At 58.6% G+C, this 16,101-nt stretch carries 15 protein-coding genes; 9 read left to right on the top strand and 6 right to left on the bottom strand.

Annotation, left to right across the window (positions count from 1 at the left end; genetic code table 11):
* Window position 1: 1 nt before the first annotated feature.
* Window positions 2–787 carry a diaminopimelate epimerase gene (gene dapF, locus N5W20_RS08805; RefSeq protein WP_319806768.1) on the bottom strand — a complete coding sequence of 262 codons (786 nt, stop codon included), beginning with the start codon at window positions 785–787 and terminating at the stop codon, window positions 2–4.
* Between the two features lie 96 nt (window positions 788–883).
* Between dapF and N5W20_RS08800 the strand changes: the two genes are divergently transcribed.
* The 4 genes from N5W20_RS08800 to bfr all read left to right on the top strand — a co-directional run bounded on the left by N5W20_RS08800 (window position 884) and on the right by bfr (window position 5,119).
* A complete protein-coding gene (locus N5W20_RS08800) occupies window positions 884–1,507 on the top strand; it encodes a hypothetical protein (protein ID WP_319806767.1) in 624 nt (207 codons plus the stop codon).
* A gap of 73 nt (window positions 1,508–1,580) precedes the next feature.
* Entirely contained in the window at window positions 1,581–2,228 is a 648-nt protein-coding gene (locus tag N5W20_RS08795) for a class I SAM-dependent methyltransferase (RefSeq protein ID WP_319806766.1), read from the top strand.
* Window positions 2,229–2,413: 185 nt separating this feature from the next.
* Window positions 2,414–4,237, top strand: coding sequence for a DEAD/DEAH box helicase (locus N5W20_RS08790; RefSeq protein WP_319806765.1), 1,824 nt, complete (start codon window positions 2,414–2,416; stop codon window positions 4,235–4,237).
* Window positions 4,238–4,630: 393 nt separating this feature from the next.
* Window positions 4,631–5,119 carry a bacterioferritin gene (bfr, locus tag N5W20_RS08785; RefSeq protein ID WP_319806764.1) on the top strand — a complete coding sequence of 163 codons (489 nt, stop codon included), beginning with the start codon at window positions 4,631–4,633 and terminating at the stop codon, window positions 5,117–5,119.
* Window positions 5,120–5,195: 76 nt separating this feature from the next.
* Here bfr and N5W20_RS08780 read toward each other — a convergent pair whose 3' ends face one another.
* Together N5W20_RS08780 and hrcA are read right to left on the bottom strand one after the other, a co-directional pair.
* On the bottom strand, window positions 5,196–5,468 hold the full coding sequence (locus N5W20_RS08780; protein WP_319806763.1) for a (2Fe-2S)-binding protein: 273 nt from the start codon (window positions 5,466–5,468) through the stop codon (window positions 5,196–5,198).
* Between the two features lie 120 nt (window positions 5,469–5,588).
* Complete coding sequence (gene hrcA / locus N5W20_RS08775; protein WP_319806762.1) at window positions 5,589–6,635, bottom strand: heat-inducible transcriptional repressor HrcA; 1,047 nt, start codon at window positions 6,633–6,635, stop codon at window positions 5,589–5,591.
* Window positions 6,636–6,870: 235 nt separating this feature from the next.
* Here hrcA and rph point away from each other — a divergent pair, with 235 nt between their 5' ends.
* Genes rph through N5W20_RS08760 form a run of 3 tightly spaced genes read left to right on the top strand, consistent with a single transcriptional unit; the run spans window position 6,871 to window position 8,994 of the window.
* The gene (gene rph / locus N5W20_RS08770) at window positions 6,871–7,608 is read left to right on the top strand and encodes a ribonuclease PH (protein ID WP_319806761.1); all 738 of its coding nucleotides are present in this window, start codon (window positions 6,871–6,873) and stop codon (window positions 7,606–7,608) included.
* Window positions 7,605–8,216, top strand: coding sequence for an RdgB/HAM1 family non-canonical purine NTP pyrophosphatase (gene rdgB / locus N5W20_RS08765; protein ID WP_319806760.1), 612 nt, complete (start codon window positions 7,605–7,607; stop codon window positions 8,214–8,216). Before rph ends, rdgB begins: the two co-directional genes overlap by 4 nt.
* The gene (locus N5W20_RS08760) at window positions 8,137–8,994 is read left to right on the top strand and encodes a hypothetical protein (RefSeq protein WP_319806759.1); all 858 of its coding nucleotides are present in this window, start codon (window positions 8,137–8,139) and stop codon (window positions 8,992–8,994) included. Before rdgB ends, N5W20_RS08760 begins: the two co-directional genes overlap by 80 nt.
* Here the strand turns inward: N5W20_RS08760 and N5W20_RS08755 are convergent, their stop codons facing one another.
* Window positions 8,995–9,630: a LysE family translocator gene (locus N5W20_RS08755; RefSeq protein ID WP_319806758.1), complete on the bottom strand. Its 636-nt coding sequence runs from the start codon at window positions 9,628–9,630 to the stop codon at window positions 8,995–8,997. It abuts the gene before it with no gap.
* Window positions 9,631–9,651: 21 nt separating this feature from the next.
* Window positions 9,652–11,472 carry an ABC transporter ATP-binding protein gene (locus tag N5W20_RS08750; protein WP_319806757.1) on the bottom strand — a complete coding sequence of 607 codons (1,821 nt, stop codon included), beginning with the start codon at window positions 11,470–11,472 and terminating at the stop codon, window positions 9,652–9,654.
* 154 nt (window positions 11,473–11,626) lie between these two features.
* Here N5W20_RS08750 and nth point away from each other — a divergent pair, with 154 nt between their 5' ends.
* Together nth and N5W20_RS08740 are read left to right on the top strand one after the other, a co-directional pair.
* Window positions 11,627–12,310 carry an endonuclease III gene (nth, locus tag N5W20_RS08745; protein ID WP_319806756.1) on the top strand — a complete coding sequence of 228 codons (684 nt, stop codon included), beginning with the start codon at window positions 11,627–11,629 and terminating at the stop codon, window positions 12,308–12,310.
* Window positions 12,311–12,427: 117 nt separating this feature from the next.
* Window positions 12,428–13,681 (top strand): cation:proton antiporter, encoded by a 1,254-nt coding sequence (locus N5W20_RS08740; protein ID WP_319806755.1) that lies wholly within the window; start codon window positions 12,428–12,430, stop codon window positions 13,679–13,681.
* A gap of 14 nt (window positions 13,682–13,695) precedes the next feature.
* On the opposite strand, the gene N5W20_RS08735 is transcribed toward N5W20_RS08740, so the two are convergent.
* Window positions 13,696–15,855 carry a ComEC/Rec2 family competence protein gene (locus tag N5W20_RS08735; protein WP_319806754.1) on the bottom strand — a complete coding sequence of 720 codons (2,160 nt, stop codon included), beginning with the start codon at window positions 15,853–15,855 and terminating at the stop codon, window positions 13,696–13,698.
* Window positions 15,856–16,101 lie beyond the last annotated feature (246 nt).

Below are 16,101 nucleotides of genomic sequence, written 5' to 3'. Positions count from 1 at the left end.
GTCAGACAAGGGGAAATTCCCCTTCAAAAACATAAGAGGCGGGACCGGTCATCAAAACGTGATCATCATCCCGATAGGTAATGTCGAGCGTCCCGCCATCCAATATGACGCGGCATGATCGGTCAATCAGCCCACGCCGGACACCATTCACGACCGCCGCACACGCGCCGGAACCACAGGCCAGGGTCAACCCCGCGCCCCGCTCCCAGACACGGAGGCGCATTTTGTCGCGGGCTTCGATTTCGGCAAATCCAATATTGGCGCGTTGCGGAAAAATGGGGTCACATTCAAAAACGGGGCCAGATGTCGCGGCCGCCGCCACCCCGTCAAAAAATGTCGCGTGCGGGTTGCCCATGGAACATGCGGCTGGCGCGCCCTCGATCGGCAATGACGTCGTGTCACAGGCGTGCGCCAGCGGGATCTCCGCCCAATCGAGGCGGGGTGGCCCCATATCGACCGTGATCTGTCCGGCATCATTCATGTCACAGGGGAGAAGACCGGCCGCCGTCTCCAGCACGGCCTTCCCTCCTGAAAGCGCGGCGACACATCGTGACGCATTGCCACAGGCCCCGGCCTCCGACCCATCCGGGTTGAAAAACCGGACGCGAATCGTGGCCTCTGCGCGCGACGCCGCATCCAGCAGAACAAGTTGGTCGCAACCGATTCCGAAGTGGCGGTCACATAATTGCGTGACAAGTTTTGTTGAGAGATGCAGAGGCTGATGACGCGTGTCAATTATGATAAAATCGTTACCGAGCCCGTGCATTTTGTGAAACCGAATGCCCATTTGTGACCTTATACCGGTTTTGAAAAGCGGTTGCATCTGATTTGAGCGCCGCTGAAGTCCCGATAATCTGCTTCGGGATCAATCAGGAACAGGATAATGCCCAAACGTCAACGAGCCGAGACCACGCCGGACAGTGGTGTCCCATTGGTATGGTCGGGACTCGGCTATAAAACGGAAGCCCTCATCAAGCTGGTGCGCATTGCGCCGCCGGGCACGCGTGTCGTCGTCGATGCCAATCGTCTGAACTGGATGCGCCGATTCGCCCGGCACCTGACGCTTTATGTCCAGAATGGTGACGAAATTGAGGAAATCTCACGCCATGGCGCGCGCAAGCCCGGCCAGGTTCTGCAGACTCATTGCCTCCCGTCCCAGATCCGTGCGGATGGGATGCCTGTCGCGGTCGCGCTTGACATCATCATGAATCCGGACCCCGCCGCCGCATGGCAGGAAGTTGATTATCTGGTGGCCGAGGGGCTGTCATCCCAGATCGCCGCAACCGCACTTGTCGGCACGCCGATCGATATTGCTGAACGTATTTTTGATTATGTCACAGCAGGCGTGCGCACGGTCATTCTCATGCCGCCGGTGGATCGCGCGCCTTTTTATGCTGTCAGCGCGCATCTTGAGCCTTTATTGAAGGAAGGCCGCCGCCGCGCGGAGCGCAACCCGATGGCCCCTGTGCAGGAAGACACCATCGCCTGGAATGACGCCGCGCTCTGACGCTTTAAGCCGCCTGCATTGACCCGGCCCGTATTCTGAATAAAACGGGCATCGCGTCATGAGGGTGTAAGCGATGTCAGAAGATTCAAGCGGTTTCAATGAAAAAGCCTTCCAACGTGTCGATGATCGCGATGATGCGACCTATTTCGAGACGTGCGACAAGGATTTTTCGATGGATCAGGGGGGACGCCTGGCCGTCGCCGCTTTATATCGCGCAACCCTCTCACCTGAGGCGGAAATTCTCGACCTCATGGCCGGGCCGCAGACAGCCCTGCCGGATGACATCGCCTTCCCCTATGTAACGGGGCTGGATGTGAGCGAAAACCTCATGCAAGGCAATGCGCGCTTAGCGTCTCGCGTCGTCTTTGACCTGAATGACGCGGCCCCGCTCCCCTTCCCGGACGCGCATTTTGACGCCGTCCTTCTTTGCGATGGGCTGCCTTATTTGACGCACCCTCAACATGTCATCTCGCAGGCTGAGCGTGTGCTGCGCCCGGGTGGGGCGCTTGTCGTGACCTTCTCGGATCGGTTCTATTCACGCAAGGCCTTCGCCTTGTGGCAGGCGCTGGAGGCGGAGGACCGCGTCCGCCTCGTCACGATTTTCATGACGCGCGCCAGCCTGACGGATCTGGATACAGGCGATGTAACCCCGCCGGAAGACCTTAATGCATGGCAGGATACGGTGCACGCCGTCATCGGGCGCAAGCAGCGCGAAGGCTGAAAGTCGGTCCAGGACATTAAAATGACCATCCGCACGCGCGCTATCCTGGAAACGCGCGCGCGTTTCTCTCGTTTATTGCTGGCTTTTGAACGACAAACTCTTTATGGACCTGAAAAATATTTCGTCATCCATGCATGACATCAGGCGCTTGGCCGCCACTTCCGTATAAAGTGAACCAGATTTAAATGTCATTCCCCGATACTGCTGCCCCCCTTAACCGCGCCCTGTCCGCCCGAGGCTACACGACCCCCACGGCCGTGCAGGAAGCTGTGCTTAAGTCGGAACTCGCCGATCGGGATCTGCTTGTTTCTGCCCAGACAGGTTCCGGCAAGACGGTGGCTTTCGGGCTGGCCATCGCGCCGACATTGCTGCCCGGTGACGCGCAGCGCCTGCCGCCGGCGCAGGCCCCTCTGGCGCTGGTCATCGCACCGACGCGTGAGCTGGCCATGCAGGTGCAGAATGAGTTGCAATGGCTTTACGCGGAGACGGGTGCACGCATCACCAGCACCATCGGCGGCACAGATGCACGGCGGGAAGCCCAGTCATTGCGTCAGGGCGCACATATTGTCGTCGGCACGCCCGGGCGCTTATGTGACCATCTGTCACGCGGCAATCTTGACCTCACCCAGCTGCGCGCGGTTGTTCTTGATGAAGCGGATGAGATGCTTGATCTGGGTTTCCGGGAGGAGTTGGAACAGCTTCTGGACGCAACCCCCGACCAGAAGCGCACGCTGCTCTTCTCCGCGACCATCGCGCGGGAAATCGCCTCCCTTGCGCGGCGCTATCAGAATAATGCGGAGCGTATCGATACGGTCTCCGCGCGCAAGCAACATGCGGACATTACTTATCGCTGCATTCTGACCGCGCCGAATGATATTGAGCGCTCCGTCATTAATATCCTCCGCTTTTATGAGAGCCCTTCAGCGCTGCTCTTCTGCCATACACGTGCGATGGTGGCGCAGGTACAGGCCGCATTAACGGAGAAAGGTTTTGCCTCCGTCGCCATATCCGGCGAGATGGGTCAGAATGAGCGCAGCCGCGCGATGGAAGCCCTGCGCTCCGGCGTGGCACGTGTCTGCGTCGCGACCGATGTCGCCGCGCGCGGCATTGACGTCCCTGCTTTGAGCCTCGTCATTAATGCGAGCATCCCGTCAGAGCCCGCGACCCTCCTGCACCGGTCCGGCCGCACAGGGCGCGCGGGGCGAAAGGGCACAAGCGTCATTCTGGTGCCGCATAATCAGCGCCGCCGGGCTGAGCGTCTTTTGACGATGGCTAAGATCACCGATGCAAGCTGGGAGGCCGTGCCCACAGCGGATGCCATCAAAGCCGAAGATACGCGTCGCCTGCTGGAGCATGAGACGCTGTTTGCGCCATCGCGCCCGGATGAGGATGCATTGGCGACCACGCTCGCGAATACCCATGACGCCCACGCCCTGGCCGTCGCGCTCAGCCGCCTTTATCGGGAGCGCCTGCCGAAATCCGAGAATATCCGCCCCGTCAGCGTCCCGCCCCCCGGTAATCGGGAGAGAGCACCGCGGGAAATGCACCCAAGGGATCGCCATCTTGAGGGTGGGAGCTGGTTCCGCCTCGCTGTCGGGCGTGAGGAGCGGGCCGACCCGAAATGGCTGATTCCGCTTATCTGTCGTGTCGGCGGAGTGACGAAAAAAGATATTGGCGCCATTCGCATCAACCCTGATCACACGGTTTTTGAGATTGCCTCAGACGCGGCCGAGCGTTTCAGCGCGTGTATCGAAGGGCTGGATTCTGACGAAGTCGCCATCACGCCGGGTGAAGCCCCTTCGCCCTCGATTGGCAATTTCCGGCGTCATGGCGGTGGCAGAAAGCCGTCAGCCCGACCGGAAGGCAAACGGCGCGATGATGCAGGTGGGTTCCGCAAAAAAAGCGACGCCGCTTTTGCGGGGAAAAAACCTTACGGGAAGTCATCAGGCAAGCCGCGTCAGGCAAAGGCCAATCCTGGCGGCAAAAGCTCGACGCGTCGGCGTTACTGACGCGTCCTGCGGGGCGCGCCACGCCTTTCCTCTATTCTGAATCGAGACGTCTCCAAGAAACTTGTCTGCAAGGTGAGGAGGTGCGCCCGCGACATTGTTGCGGGGACAGCGCCAAGCGCTTTACCCCCCCCGAGCGGTTTCAATTAATTATAGTTTAATAAAACGCAGTATTTGAGAAAGTCTTGCAATTGCATAATGGCGTAAGATAAGAGAAATACCAGTGTAATCGCGTCTTTAAAAATAATAACCATTCTCAATAACGCGTTTATTATCGTCAAACATATTATTTTCTTGCCCGCGACTGCGTTGTGCGTTTAATTTGCGCGTTAAGATTTTATCGACGCCGCACCCCAGGCATCGATTCCGGCTCGTTTTAACTTAATTGGACGCAACATGATCAAAGACGAAAAAATCATTGAGCATCTCAACACGCAGTTGACGAATGAGCTCACAGCCATCAACCAGTATTTCCTTCATGCCCGCACGCTTAATCACTGGGGTGTGACGAAGCTTGGCAAGAAGGAATATCAGGAATCGATCGAGGAGATGCGCCATGCTGATTGGCTTATTGAGCGCATTCTCTATCTCGGCGGCCTGCCGAACGTGCAGCGCCTCAACACCATCCTGATTGGTCAGGACGTCAGAGAGATTCTGGAATGCGACCTGAAGTTGGAGAAGAAGGCGCTTGTCGATCTAGCCGAGGGCATCGCTTATTGTGAGAAGGTCCGCGATTTCGTCTCACGTGATCTTCTGCTCAAAATTCTTGAGAATGAAGAAGAGCACGAGGATTATCTGGATCGGCAATTTGACCTGATTAAACAGATCGGTATTGAGCGCTATATTCAGCTTAATTCCGGCGCTGCAAATGAAGACAGCCCGTAAGCTGCAGATGAGGCTGATGTCGGCAGCGTCCTGCTGGCGCTGATATTATTGGCGCGTCACAGATGCCCGACTCGGCTCAGGCCAACTGATTTTCCGACAGGCTCAGGCAATGCCCGCAACCCTCGTGCGTCGCGCGCGCGGGTTGGCGTGCGCGATAAGGCTGGCCTTCAATCTGACACGCGCCCGCCTCCGCTAATTCACGCAGAACATCCTGCATAACCGGGATGCACGCGCCGCATTGCGGCTTACAGCCGCGCGCCGCATAGACGTCACGCGCACGTGTCGCGCCTTCCCGCGCGGCTTCAGCAACGTCATAATCTGTCAGCACGTTACAGGAGCAGATAATCATCCGATTTTTCCTCTTTCATGCAGCGCTTATAACGTCAATGAGAATAAATCGCAACTCATGGATAAAAGTTCAGGATGAAAGTTTCGTTACTTGCCATCGCGCAAAGCGCGTGCCTGCGGATCAATCAAGGATGTGGCCAAGAATTTTAGCCGTATAATCGACGACAGGCACCACGCGCCCGTAATTAAGTCGGGTCGGCCCGATAACGCCGATCGCCCCGACAATACGGTTATTTCTGCTGCGCGCAGGAGCCACGACCATGGACACGCCGGAGAGGTCAAAAAGCTCACTTTCCGCGCCGACATAAATGCGGACCCCATCAGAGTCCTGAGCGGAGTGCAGGAGTTTCAGCATCATCTCCTGCGTTTCAAGCGTTTCAAACAAGCGCCGGATGGATGACAAATGCGCCATCTCATTAATGTCATCAAGGAGAGTCGCCTGCCCCCTGAGGTGGAGTGTGCCATGCCCCTCATCCCAGTAAGCCAGCCCAGCTTCAATCACCTGGGCGGCAAGCTGGTCAAGCTCCTGCCGACATTCCTGCATTTCATTTTTGACGCGCTGACGCAAACCATTGATCGTCACATCTCCGAGCCGGGCATTGAGGTATTTACTCGCTTCCGTGAGGGCCGAGGCGGGGATGTCCGGCGGCGTTTCAACGATGCGATTCTCAACCTGCCCATCCGCGCCGACAAGAATGACAAGGACACGCGACGGCCCATAAGCCACGAATTCGATATGTCGTATGGCCACGTCATTTTTGGGCGCCAGCACCACGGCCGCAGCCTTGGATAATCCCGCGAGAAGAGAGGAAGCATCCGCCATCAGGTCATTATAGGACCGCCCTTCCAGAGATAAGCGGGCGGCGATGATACGCTGCTCATTTTCCGTCAGACGCCCGAATTCAAGCAGACCATCAACGAAAAGCTTGACGCCTTTTTCGGTCGGGACGCGCCCCGCGGAAATATGGGGGCTAAACAGCAGCCCGGCCCGTGTCAATTCCGCCATGACATTTCGGATCGTCGCCGGTGAGAGAGATGGCGTCAGTTTCTGAGACAGGGTGCGTGATCCGACCGGATCACCCGATTGCAGATATTGCTCGACAATTTCCTTCAACACCTGCGCTGAACGCCCGTCCATACGCGTCAGATAATCGGTCCGTGCCATCATCTCTTTCTGACTCTCCGTGCACCCATGTTACAGCAGCTTCACGCCTTCACCTAGATGCGCAAACGCGCAAACATGCGATGAGAAGGTTTTACGGCCATATTCTGAGAGTTGTGATGAAAGTTTCTTCCAACTTCATCTTCGCCCGTGCGCCCATCCTGCCCATTTCATCGCTTCCCCCGCCGGTCATAACCCGTTAGAACCCGGGACGTTGGTTTCAAGGTTCAAGGATAGATTCATGAGCACCCCCCGCCCCTCCGGTCGCGCTTCAGATGCGTTGCGTTCCGTTTCGATTGAGCCCGGATTTGCGCGTCATGCCGAAGGGTCAGTTCTGATCAGAATGGGCGGGACAGAGGTCCTTTGTGCCGCGAGTATTGAAAACCGCGTGCCGCCATTCCTACGCGGCCAGGGTCAGGGGTGGATCACGGCGGAATATGGCATGTTGCCGCGCGCGACCCATAGTCGCAGCAATCGTGAAGCCGCGAAGGGCAAGCAATCCGGCCGCACGCAGGAGATTCAGCGCCTCATCGGGCGGGCCCTGCGCGCGTGCGTCGATCTGAAAGCCCTGGGGGAAATGACCATCACGGTCGATTGTGACGTGCTGAATGCCGATGGCGGCACACGTTGCGCGTCGATCACCGGCGCATGGGTCGCACTCGCGATCGCCATGGATCAGCAGATCAAACAGGGCGCCCTCCGCAAAAACCCCCTTCGTGCACAAATTGCCGCCATATCCTGTGGCCTGACCCCGTCCGGCGCGGTGCTTGACCTTGATTACGTCGAGGATAGTTCAGCGCAGGCCGATACAAATTTTGTGCTGACAAATCAGGGCGGTATTGTTGAAATACAGGGGACGGCAGAGGACGCACCTTTCAGTGAGGAAGCTTTTTTTGAGCTGCTGCGCCTGGCAAAAATCGGCACGAAACAGCTCTTTGAAGCGCAGGACGCGGCCCTTGCCGCCTTTCGCGCCAAATGACGAAGCCGCAGATCAAACGCGGCGATCAGCTTGTTCTGGCCAGCCATAATCAAGGCAAACTCGCTGAATTTCAGGCGCTCTTCGCGGCTTCAGGCGTGGATATCAAGTCGGCTGCCGCGTTCGACCTGCCCGAGCCTGATGAGGATGCGGATAGTTTTGAAGGCAATGCCCGTATCAAAGCCCTTGCCGCTGCGCAGGCGACGGGGCTGCCAGCTTTGGCGGATGATTCCGGCTTTTGCGTCACTTCCCTTAATGGGCAGCCCGGCATTCATTCCGCGCGTTGGGGTGGGGTGCGTCAGGACTTCGCGCATGCGATGCAGCGCGTCCATGATGAGATGGGCGAAGCGACAGATAAGCGTGCCGCGTTTGTGACGGTTCTGTGCCTTGCATGGCCGGACGGGCGGGCCTATTTTGTCGAAGGGCGCTGTGACGGTCAGGTCGCCTGGCCACCTAAAGGGGAGAATGGCCATGGTTATGATCCCATTTTCATCCCGAATGGGGAAACGCGGCGCTTTGCTGAAATGACAGATGCTGAGAAAAACGCCATCAGCCATCGCGGCCGGGCGTTACGGCAATTCATGGATATTTATGTTGCGCCTGACGCGTAAATTTCAGGGAAAGGGACGCCTTATGCGCCGACGACTGGCATTATCATCTCATTTCGGCGCCATGGTGGGTTTGGCAGCAATGCTTTGCGCACGTGCCGGGGCGGCCACCCCGCCATCGCAACATAACACCGTGTTGGCCCCGACGGGTGAAGCGACTTATACGCTGACGGATCTGCGCCCCTTTTCCCTGATGATTGATCAAGCCTATCGCACCGACATCATCCCCGGGGATGCGCTCGCACGCGGCTATCATAGTAACTGGTTCGCCCGGACGATGTTCGGGTTTCATCTTGCCAGCATGACGCGTCACCCGGAGCCATGGCGGCGCGTCAAACCCGCAGCCATGTTGCGACTAGATAAGCCCGTTCTCCTCTCCGCGCAGTCTTTTCATATGGAGATGCGGCTCCTCGTCGGGAAGGCGCCTGACCACGTCAATCTCGATATTGCGCGCTTCCGTGCAGATGCGACGCACACGCCGCTGGCGCTTTTCACACAGGGGGATACGATCCGTCTGCGTCATTGCCTGACGCGCAAAAAATGTGAAACGGTCATTGTGGGGACGCTGGCGCAGGGCCGGGAAGCGCATATCATCATGGATGCCCGCCCAGAAGGCGCGCTGAGTGTCCGGGTTAATGGCACGCCCAATGTCATCCCGTTTTCGTCCTTCAAATCAAGGCAGCAACTCTTTTTTGAGACGGGGATCGGGTCAGATAATGATGTTAACGAGGATTACGCCCCGGAAAGCGCTGAACTCCTCTCCCTGACAATCCATAGCTGATCAAAGACGTGTGCCGATCACGGCGACACTGAAGGCGATAAAAATCAGGCCGGATGCGATATTGAAGGCGTAACTGACGCGTGGCCGCGCCAGGAGGGCCGAGAGACGTGCGCCGCCCGCCGCGTACGCCACCAGCCACATCGCCTCCCCGATCATGAATGTCGTGAAGAGAATGACGAATTGCGGCACGGCATCGCGGTGCCGATCGATAAATTGCGGGAAAAACGCGACGGAGAAAAGAATCAGTTTGGGATTGCTGATTCCGATCAGGAAGCCCCGCCGCATATTGAGGCGCGTGCCACGCAGGCGCTTTTCCTGCAATGTCGGCTCGGGCGTGAAATTTGTGCGCCGCCAGTGATAAATTGCCGACGCACCGAGATAGAACAGATAGGCCCCGCCACAATATTTGATGACGTCAAACCATCTCGGCTCCGCATGCATGAAGGCGCCAAGCCCCGCTGCGGAGATGGTGTTGACCAGCAGGGAAGCCGCCAGACAGCCGAGCGACGATGCCAGGCTTTGACGAAAACCTTCATGGACGGAGGTCGTCAATGCCTGGAGCATATTCGGCCCGGGAATACCGAAAAGGCCGAAAACCGTCCCGCAAAAAAGCAGCCAGATATGGGCGTCGATCAAATTTTGTCCCTGCCTCTTATTTTAAATCTGATCCGCGTGCCCCTCATGCGCCTGAATGCGGTAGAGATGATTATAGACACCGTCCGGCAGGTTAAGAAGGGCGTCATGCGACCCGTCCTCAACGATGCGACCCTGCTGAAAAACAATGATGCGGTCAAGGGAGCGCACGGTTAACAGGCGATGGGCGATGACGATCACCGTCCGCCCCAGCATGAGGCGGTCCATGGCTTCCTTAACAAGAAGTTCGGATTGAGAGTCAAGGCTTGAGGTGGCCTCGTCAAAAATCACGATCGGTGCATCTGCGAGGAAGGCCCGGGCAATGGCGACACGCTGGCGTTCCCCGCCGGAGAGTTTTACGCCGCGCTCACCGACCAATGTCTTATATCCCTCGGGAAGATGGGCAATAAAATCATGCGCATTGGCCTGCTTCGCCGCGCGTTCAATATCAGCCTGGGAGGCGGTCGGGTTTGCGTAAGCGATATTTTCCGCCAGAGAGCGATGAAAGAGAGCGGGGTCCTGCGGCACGATGGCGATCTGACCGCGCAGGGAGGACAGGCTGAAATCACGCAGGTCCATGCCATCGATGGAGATGCTGCCGGCCTGCGGGTCATAAAGACGTTGCAGCAATTTGACGAAACTGGACTTACCGGAGCCACTTCGCCCCACCAGCGCCACGCTCGTCCCCCCTTCAATCGAGACGGAGAAATCAGTGAAGAGTGAACGTGTCGTGCCCGGATAAACAAATGTGACCTCGTCGAAACGGATCCCGCCGCGATGGATGTCGATATCTCTCGCATGCGCTGTATCCGCGACATCTGTTTCATGGTCAAAAATCGCGACCATCTCTTCCATCTCATTGACGCCGCGTTGAAGCTGCGACACCTGATTACCGAGGTCACGCAGGTAACCCTGAATGAGGAAGACCATCGTCAGCACATAAGCGACCTGCCCGGCATCCGCGCGCCCCTCCCACCACCGCCAGGTGACGATGGCAACAAGCGCAAGACGCATCAGAAGCGAGGCCAGCGCCTGCAGATTGCCGCTATCCGTGCCGCGAATCCAACTCTTGCGTGTACGTTGCTGCCACATCTCCATGACGTGATGCAGGCGCAGTTTCTCCCGCATTTCAGCACCGAAAGACTTAACGGTCGCGTTGCAGGTGATGGCATCCGCAATCGCGGCACCCACCCGGGAGTCCCATTGATTGGAAATGCGTGACGTAGGTGACACATAAAAAATTGTCAGCGCGGTGGAAAGCGCGACGAATAACAAGATCGATATGATGAGAATGGCACCCATCAGCGGATCACGATATGTCAACACCCCCGCTGTGCCGCCCAGGACGAGAATTTGCGGCAGCAGTGCCAGAAGCAGAACATCATCAACCGTGTCCAACGCCCACATGCCGCGCGTCAGACGCCGGACGGTTGAACCCGCGAAAGTATTGGCGTGCCAGTCGGTTGAGAAGTGCTGGACGCGATCAAACCCTTCAACAAGGACAGACCGCATCACCCGCGTGGATAATTTGGTAATGCCGACATACATGGAGCGACGCCCGATGACGGAGAGGAGGCCCAATATTGCCATCGCGCTGACCGCCCAGATCGCCGCATGGAGGGACGCGGCACGGTCCGCACTTACGGCGTGGCCGATGGGCGCGATGGCGCTGATCAGCCACCCTGCCGCGACCGGCATGACAACATCGCAGGCCGTCGCAACGGCCACGCCCATCAAAGTACGCGACAGGGCACGCGGCTCCCGCAGCCATCTCGTGATGACGAAATTCAGCGTTCTGCCATATCCGATCCGCTGCGACCGATGAGGTGTTTCAAACTCTGTCATAAAATAATTGCATCCCTTGACGCACCTGCCTAACAGCTGATGAAACCGCCATATCGGCAGGTTCCATGCGGCATAAGCGTCGTGCCGAGTCCGTCATATCGACATAAATCAGGCCTGAACCATGACCCTATCCGCTGCCCCCGCGTCGCGCACCATGACAAAAAAACAAGCGGTCCGCTTCATCACGGCGCTCGCTCATGCGCGCCCGGACGCGGAAAGCGAACTTGTTTATGCGTCACCTTTTGAGCTGCTCGTCGCCGTCGTACTCTCTGCCCAGGCAACAGACAAGTCCGTTAATAAAGTGACGCCCTCCCTCTTTGCCGCCGCGCCGGACCCGGCTGCGATGGCGCTTCTGGGGGAGGAAGCCATTGCCACACACATACGTAGTATCGGACTTTGGCGTTCAAAGGCCCGAAACTTAAATAAACTTTCCCATCAACTCTGCACCCTTCACAATGGCGCCGTCCCATCCAGCCGGAAAGAGCTTGAAGCGCTTGCCGGGGTGGGGCGCAAAACCGCGAATGTCGTCCTCAATGTGATTTTCGGTGAGGATGCCATGGCGGTCGACACCCATATCTTCCGTATCGGCAATCGCACCGGCCTGGCGCCGGGTGAAACACCCCGTCAGGTGGAAGACGGCCTGCGTCGTGTCATCCCGCCCGACATGCTGCGCCCGGCCCATCACTGGCTGATTCTGCACGGACGCTATACGTGCAGGGCGCGCCACCCACTCTGCGGCTCTTGCCCTGCCTTTACCCCCTGCCAATTTCCCTTGAAAGCCCGGAATGCCGATCCGCTGCCCAGTGACAAACGCGCTGTCGCCGCCAATCCGGATTGATCCACCCCGTCACGGCTTGCAGGACGCGTCCACCCCTTGCGGCGCACAACACGCGCCGCCATGATGTGTTGGAAGGGATGCACGGCATCGAGATAAGGGACAGGAGCTGATTTTCGCATGACATCTCTCGGTCTTTTTGCATCGCTCTTGTGCCTTGCGACATTGCTCGGCATCGTCAATGCGCGCACGCTGAAGCTGCCGGACACGATCGGCATTCTGCTTTACGCTTTATGCCTGTCCATTTTCATCCGTGTCCTTGACACGATGATGCCGCAGCTTGACCTGCATAGCCTGCCCAGTCGCATCATCGCCCTCGCCGATCTCCCCGGTAACCTGCTGAATGGCGCATTATCCTTCCTGCTCTTTGCCGGGGCGCTTCACGTTGATGTCGAGCAGATCGCCCGCAAGAAGTGGCAGGTCGGGGCGCTCGCCATCATCGGGACGATTTTATCTGTCGGTTTCCTGTCAGGGGCGATGTGGCTCGGCGGGCAGATCCTGCATGTCAATCTGCCTTTTTTATGGTGCCTCCTGCTTGGCGCCATTATTGCGCCGACCGATCCGGTTTCCGTCATCGGCATGTTGCGGCAGCTTGGCCTGCCAGCCTCCCTCCGCGCTGTCTTTGCGGGGGAGAGCCTTTTGAATGACGGTGTGGCCATTGTGATATTCGGGCTCGCCATGTCCGTCATTTCGGGGCAGGAAAGCCATATCAGCTTCGGTCTCACGGTGGAATATTTCGCGCTTGAAGCTGTCGGTGGCGCTCTGCTTGGCGGCCTGGCCGGGGCACTCGGCGCTTTTTGCTGGCGGCTCGCGCGCCGTCCCCAATTGCAGTTGCTCGTCTCGCTCAGCATCGCGACCGGCGCGTTCAGCCTTGCTCAGGCGCTGGAAATGTCCGGTCCCATTGCTGTTGTCGTGGCCGGGTTCTGCCTTGCAGGACGTTACGCGCAGAAGCAGCTTAATGCAGAAACGCGCCAGATGCTGCTTGCCTTCTGGGATTTGATTGATGAGATCCTCAATGCCCTGCTCTTTATGCTGATCGGCCTGACGGTCTTCTCGATCCTGCCGCAACGTCACTCCGTGACGCTACTTCTGCTCGGCATCCCGCTTTCCATTCTCGCGCGCGCGGCCAGCGTCTATCTCGCCACTCTGCCCGTTTATCTCAGCGGGGCCGGGCGGTTGCGGACGCTCATCATCCTGACATGGGGCGGTCTGCGCGGGGGGATATCCCTCTCTCTGGCCCTCTCCCTGCCCGGTGGCACGATGCGTGAGACGCTGACGCCGATCTGTTATGGTATCGTCGTTTTCACCATCCTCGCCCAAGGATTGACGATGGCACCGGTCGCGCTGCGTCTCTACCCCGAGACGCGACGATGAGAGTGTCGCGCGCCTTATTCCTCCGGTGCGAGGGGCAGATTGGGGACGCCCTGCCCGTCATTTAAAGGGACCCAGAGCCGCGCGCCCCGCCAGGAAATATCCGTGACAAGTCGCGGCGGTGAGGCGCCCATGTAAATGGCGGTGGCGCCCTCCCGCCATGCATGAAAGCGGTCAATCTGCCCTGCTTCATGACAAAGGGGCCGCGCGGGCGCAACATTGATTTTGACGACACTCCTGAAGCAAAAATCGGCACGCCTCCTGCTTGAAGCCCGACGCAGCCCCGCGACATTGAACAGGGCCTCCCGGCCCGCCACGTTCAGAAGGCAGAGATCACCATCACAATTCATCTCCGGGTCATGCCGCAGATCGTCAAATAAGCGGGCTTTGAGGGAGAAATCATCCAGCCACTTCTGCGCCGTTCCTTTCTGCATAAAGCCCGGCTTCGTCATATAAAGGGCGTGTCCGCGCCGCACCCCGATCAGCGCAGCGTCGGATGATATAAGAATGTCAGGACGCGTCACCAGCCAGGGGGACGCCACCACCACCGCGATGCCGAGCAGCGCCGCCAAACGCCACGCGCTGCGGACAAGACACAGGAAGCAGAGACTGACGCCATAGACCAGCATCGCCCAATCCGGCGCGTGCGGTATGGAAATCTGCGCCATGGGAAAATGCGTGACCCATTCCGCCAACGCATTAATGCTTGTGATGCCATAACGCATCACCTGCAGGAACCCGCCTTCCAGATGAAACGGCATGGCGAGCAGCGCCATGACCCCCATGGGCATGATGAAGATCGCCGCAATCGGCACCGCCACGATATTGGCGAGGATGAACCAGGGCTGCACAACATTGAAATGCGCCGCCACAATGGGCAGGGTCGCCAATCCCGCGAAGAAACTGGTCGCAGTGAGCATGATAAGATGGATCCGCATCTTCGCCAGAACATCCCGTCGATGATGCAGCCGCCGCATCAAAGGCCGCAATTTTTCATAGCCGGTGATCAGGGCCAACACGGCTGCGAAAGACATTTGAAACGACACATCCAGCGCGATAGAGGGGCGCGCGATCAACAGCGCCATAGCCACGAGCGCCCAGGAGCGCAGGGAAAGCGCCTGCCGCCCCGTCATGAGCGCCAGAACGACGAGTGTCGCCATGCCGAGACTGCGCAAAGCGGGGAGATGCGCGCCGGTCAATGCAACGTAACAAACTCCCATCAGCCACGCCGCGCCGAAGGCGATTTCACGACACGGCCAGTTAAGCGCCGCGCGGGGCCAGAGGGCCAAGGCATGACGGAACAAAAACAGCGTGAAGCCCATGACGAGGCCCAGATGCAAACCCGCCACCGCCAACAGATGGGCAAGGCCCGAGGCCGCGTAAATATCGCGCGTATGCCGGCTGAGCCCACCCGTCTCACCGCAGAGGATGGTCTGGGCAATTGCCCCCACCTGCCCCGATAGATGCTGCGCGATGCGGCGCGCGACTTTCTCCCTCAGTGACGCCATGCCCTCTCGATTGAGGAACGCGCGCTTCGGCGCCATTGGCTGCACGAAATCGAGCGCGTATCCACGACCTGCCTCCCCCGAGAACCAGGCCTCACGCTGCAAATCGCGGGCACCGGGATAAACAGGCCAGGGCGGCGGGCGGAGCATGGCGCGCACGCGCACCATCTGCCCTGATGCGAGCGGCGTCACGTCCTGCGGCTTGAGGCGAATCAGCAGGTCCCGTCGCATAGGCGCCATGCCCGCATTCAACCAGTCATGCAAAAGAACATGACAGAGGCGGACGCGCCGCGTCGCTTCCTGCCCCTCTTCTCGCGGGGCCAGAAGGCTTATGCCGCAGATGCGACCCGAAATTTCAACAGCGTGGCGTGGAAGATACGGCATAGGCGGTCGGGAATGCGCGTCCCATCGCGCCGCGAGGAAACCCCCGGCAATGAGGATTGTGGCAATTCCCGCACATCGAAAAATACAAGCGTGCCATTTCAGGAGGGTGATCAAAAGGCCGGCGGCCATAAAGGCCATGGAAAAAACGAAACCCGGCTCATGGCGCGGCCGAAAATAAATGGCGATGCCGACACACCATAAAAGCGGCATCCAGGCGAGGAGACGCCGCCAGGATTCGGCCAGAATACGTTCGACCTCTTCCAGAATACGGGCAGCAAAGCCCTTCAAGACGTGTCGACTGTTGAGAGATGGGATCGGACTCGATGAGATAACGTCGCTCCCCGATTATCTTCCTCATCGCGGGTGGCTTTTGTGATGGGCTGAAGCATCCCGACCGCCATTCCTGAATATGGCACCTGATCCCGTGGGAGGGAACATGAGAGGCGTCATTTATCCAGCCCGTCCAGGCGCTGCCAAAACGCTTAGCAGGCTTCACCGAGGCGTGGATTGCTGAAGCCGCCACACCCGCGCCAA

Origin of the sequence: Candidatus Kirkpatrickella diaphorinae, from assembly GCF_025736875.1 — a bacterium.
Classification (GTDB): Bacteria; Pseudomonadota; Alphaproteobacteria; order Acetobacterales; family Acetobacteraceae; genus Sorlinia; species Sorlinia diaphorinae.
The sequence above is the reverse complement of the archived record's forward strand: the minus strand, read 5'-3'. Positions and strand labels throughout refer to the sequence as shown.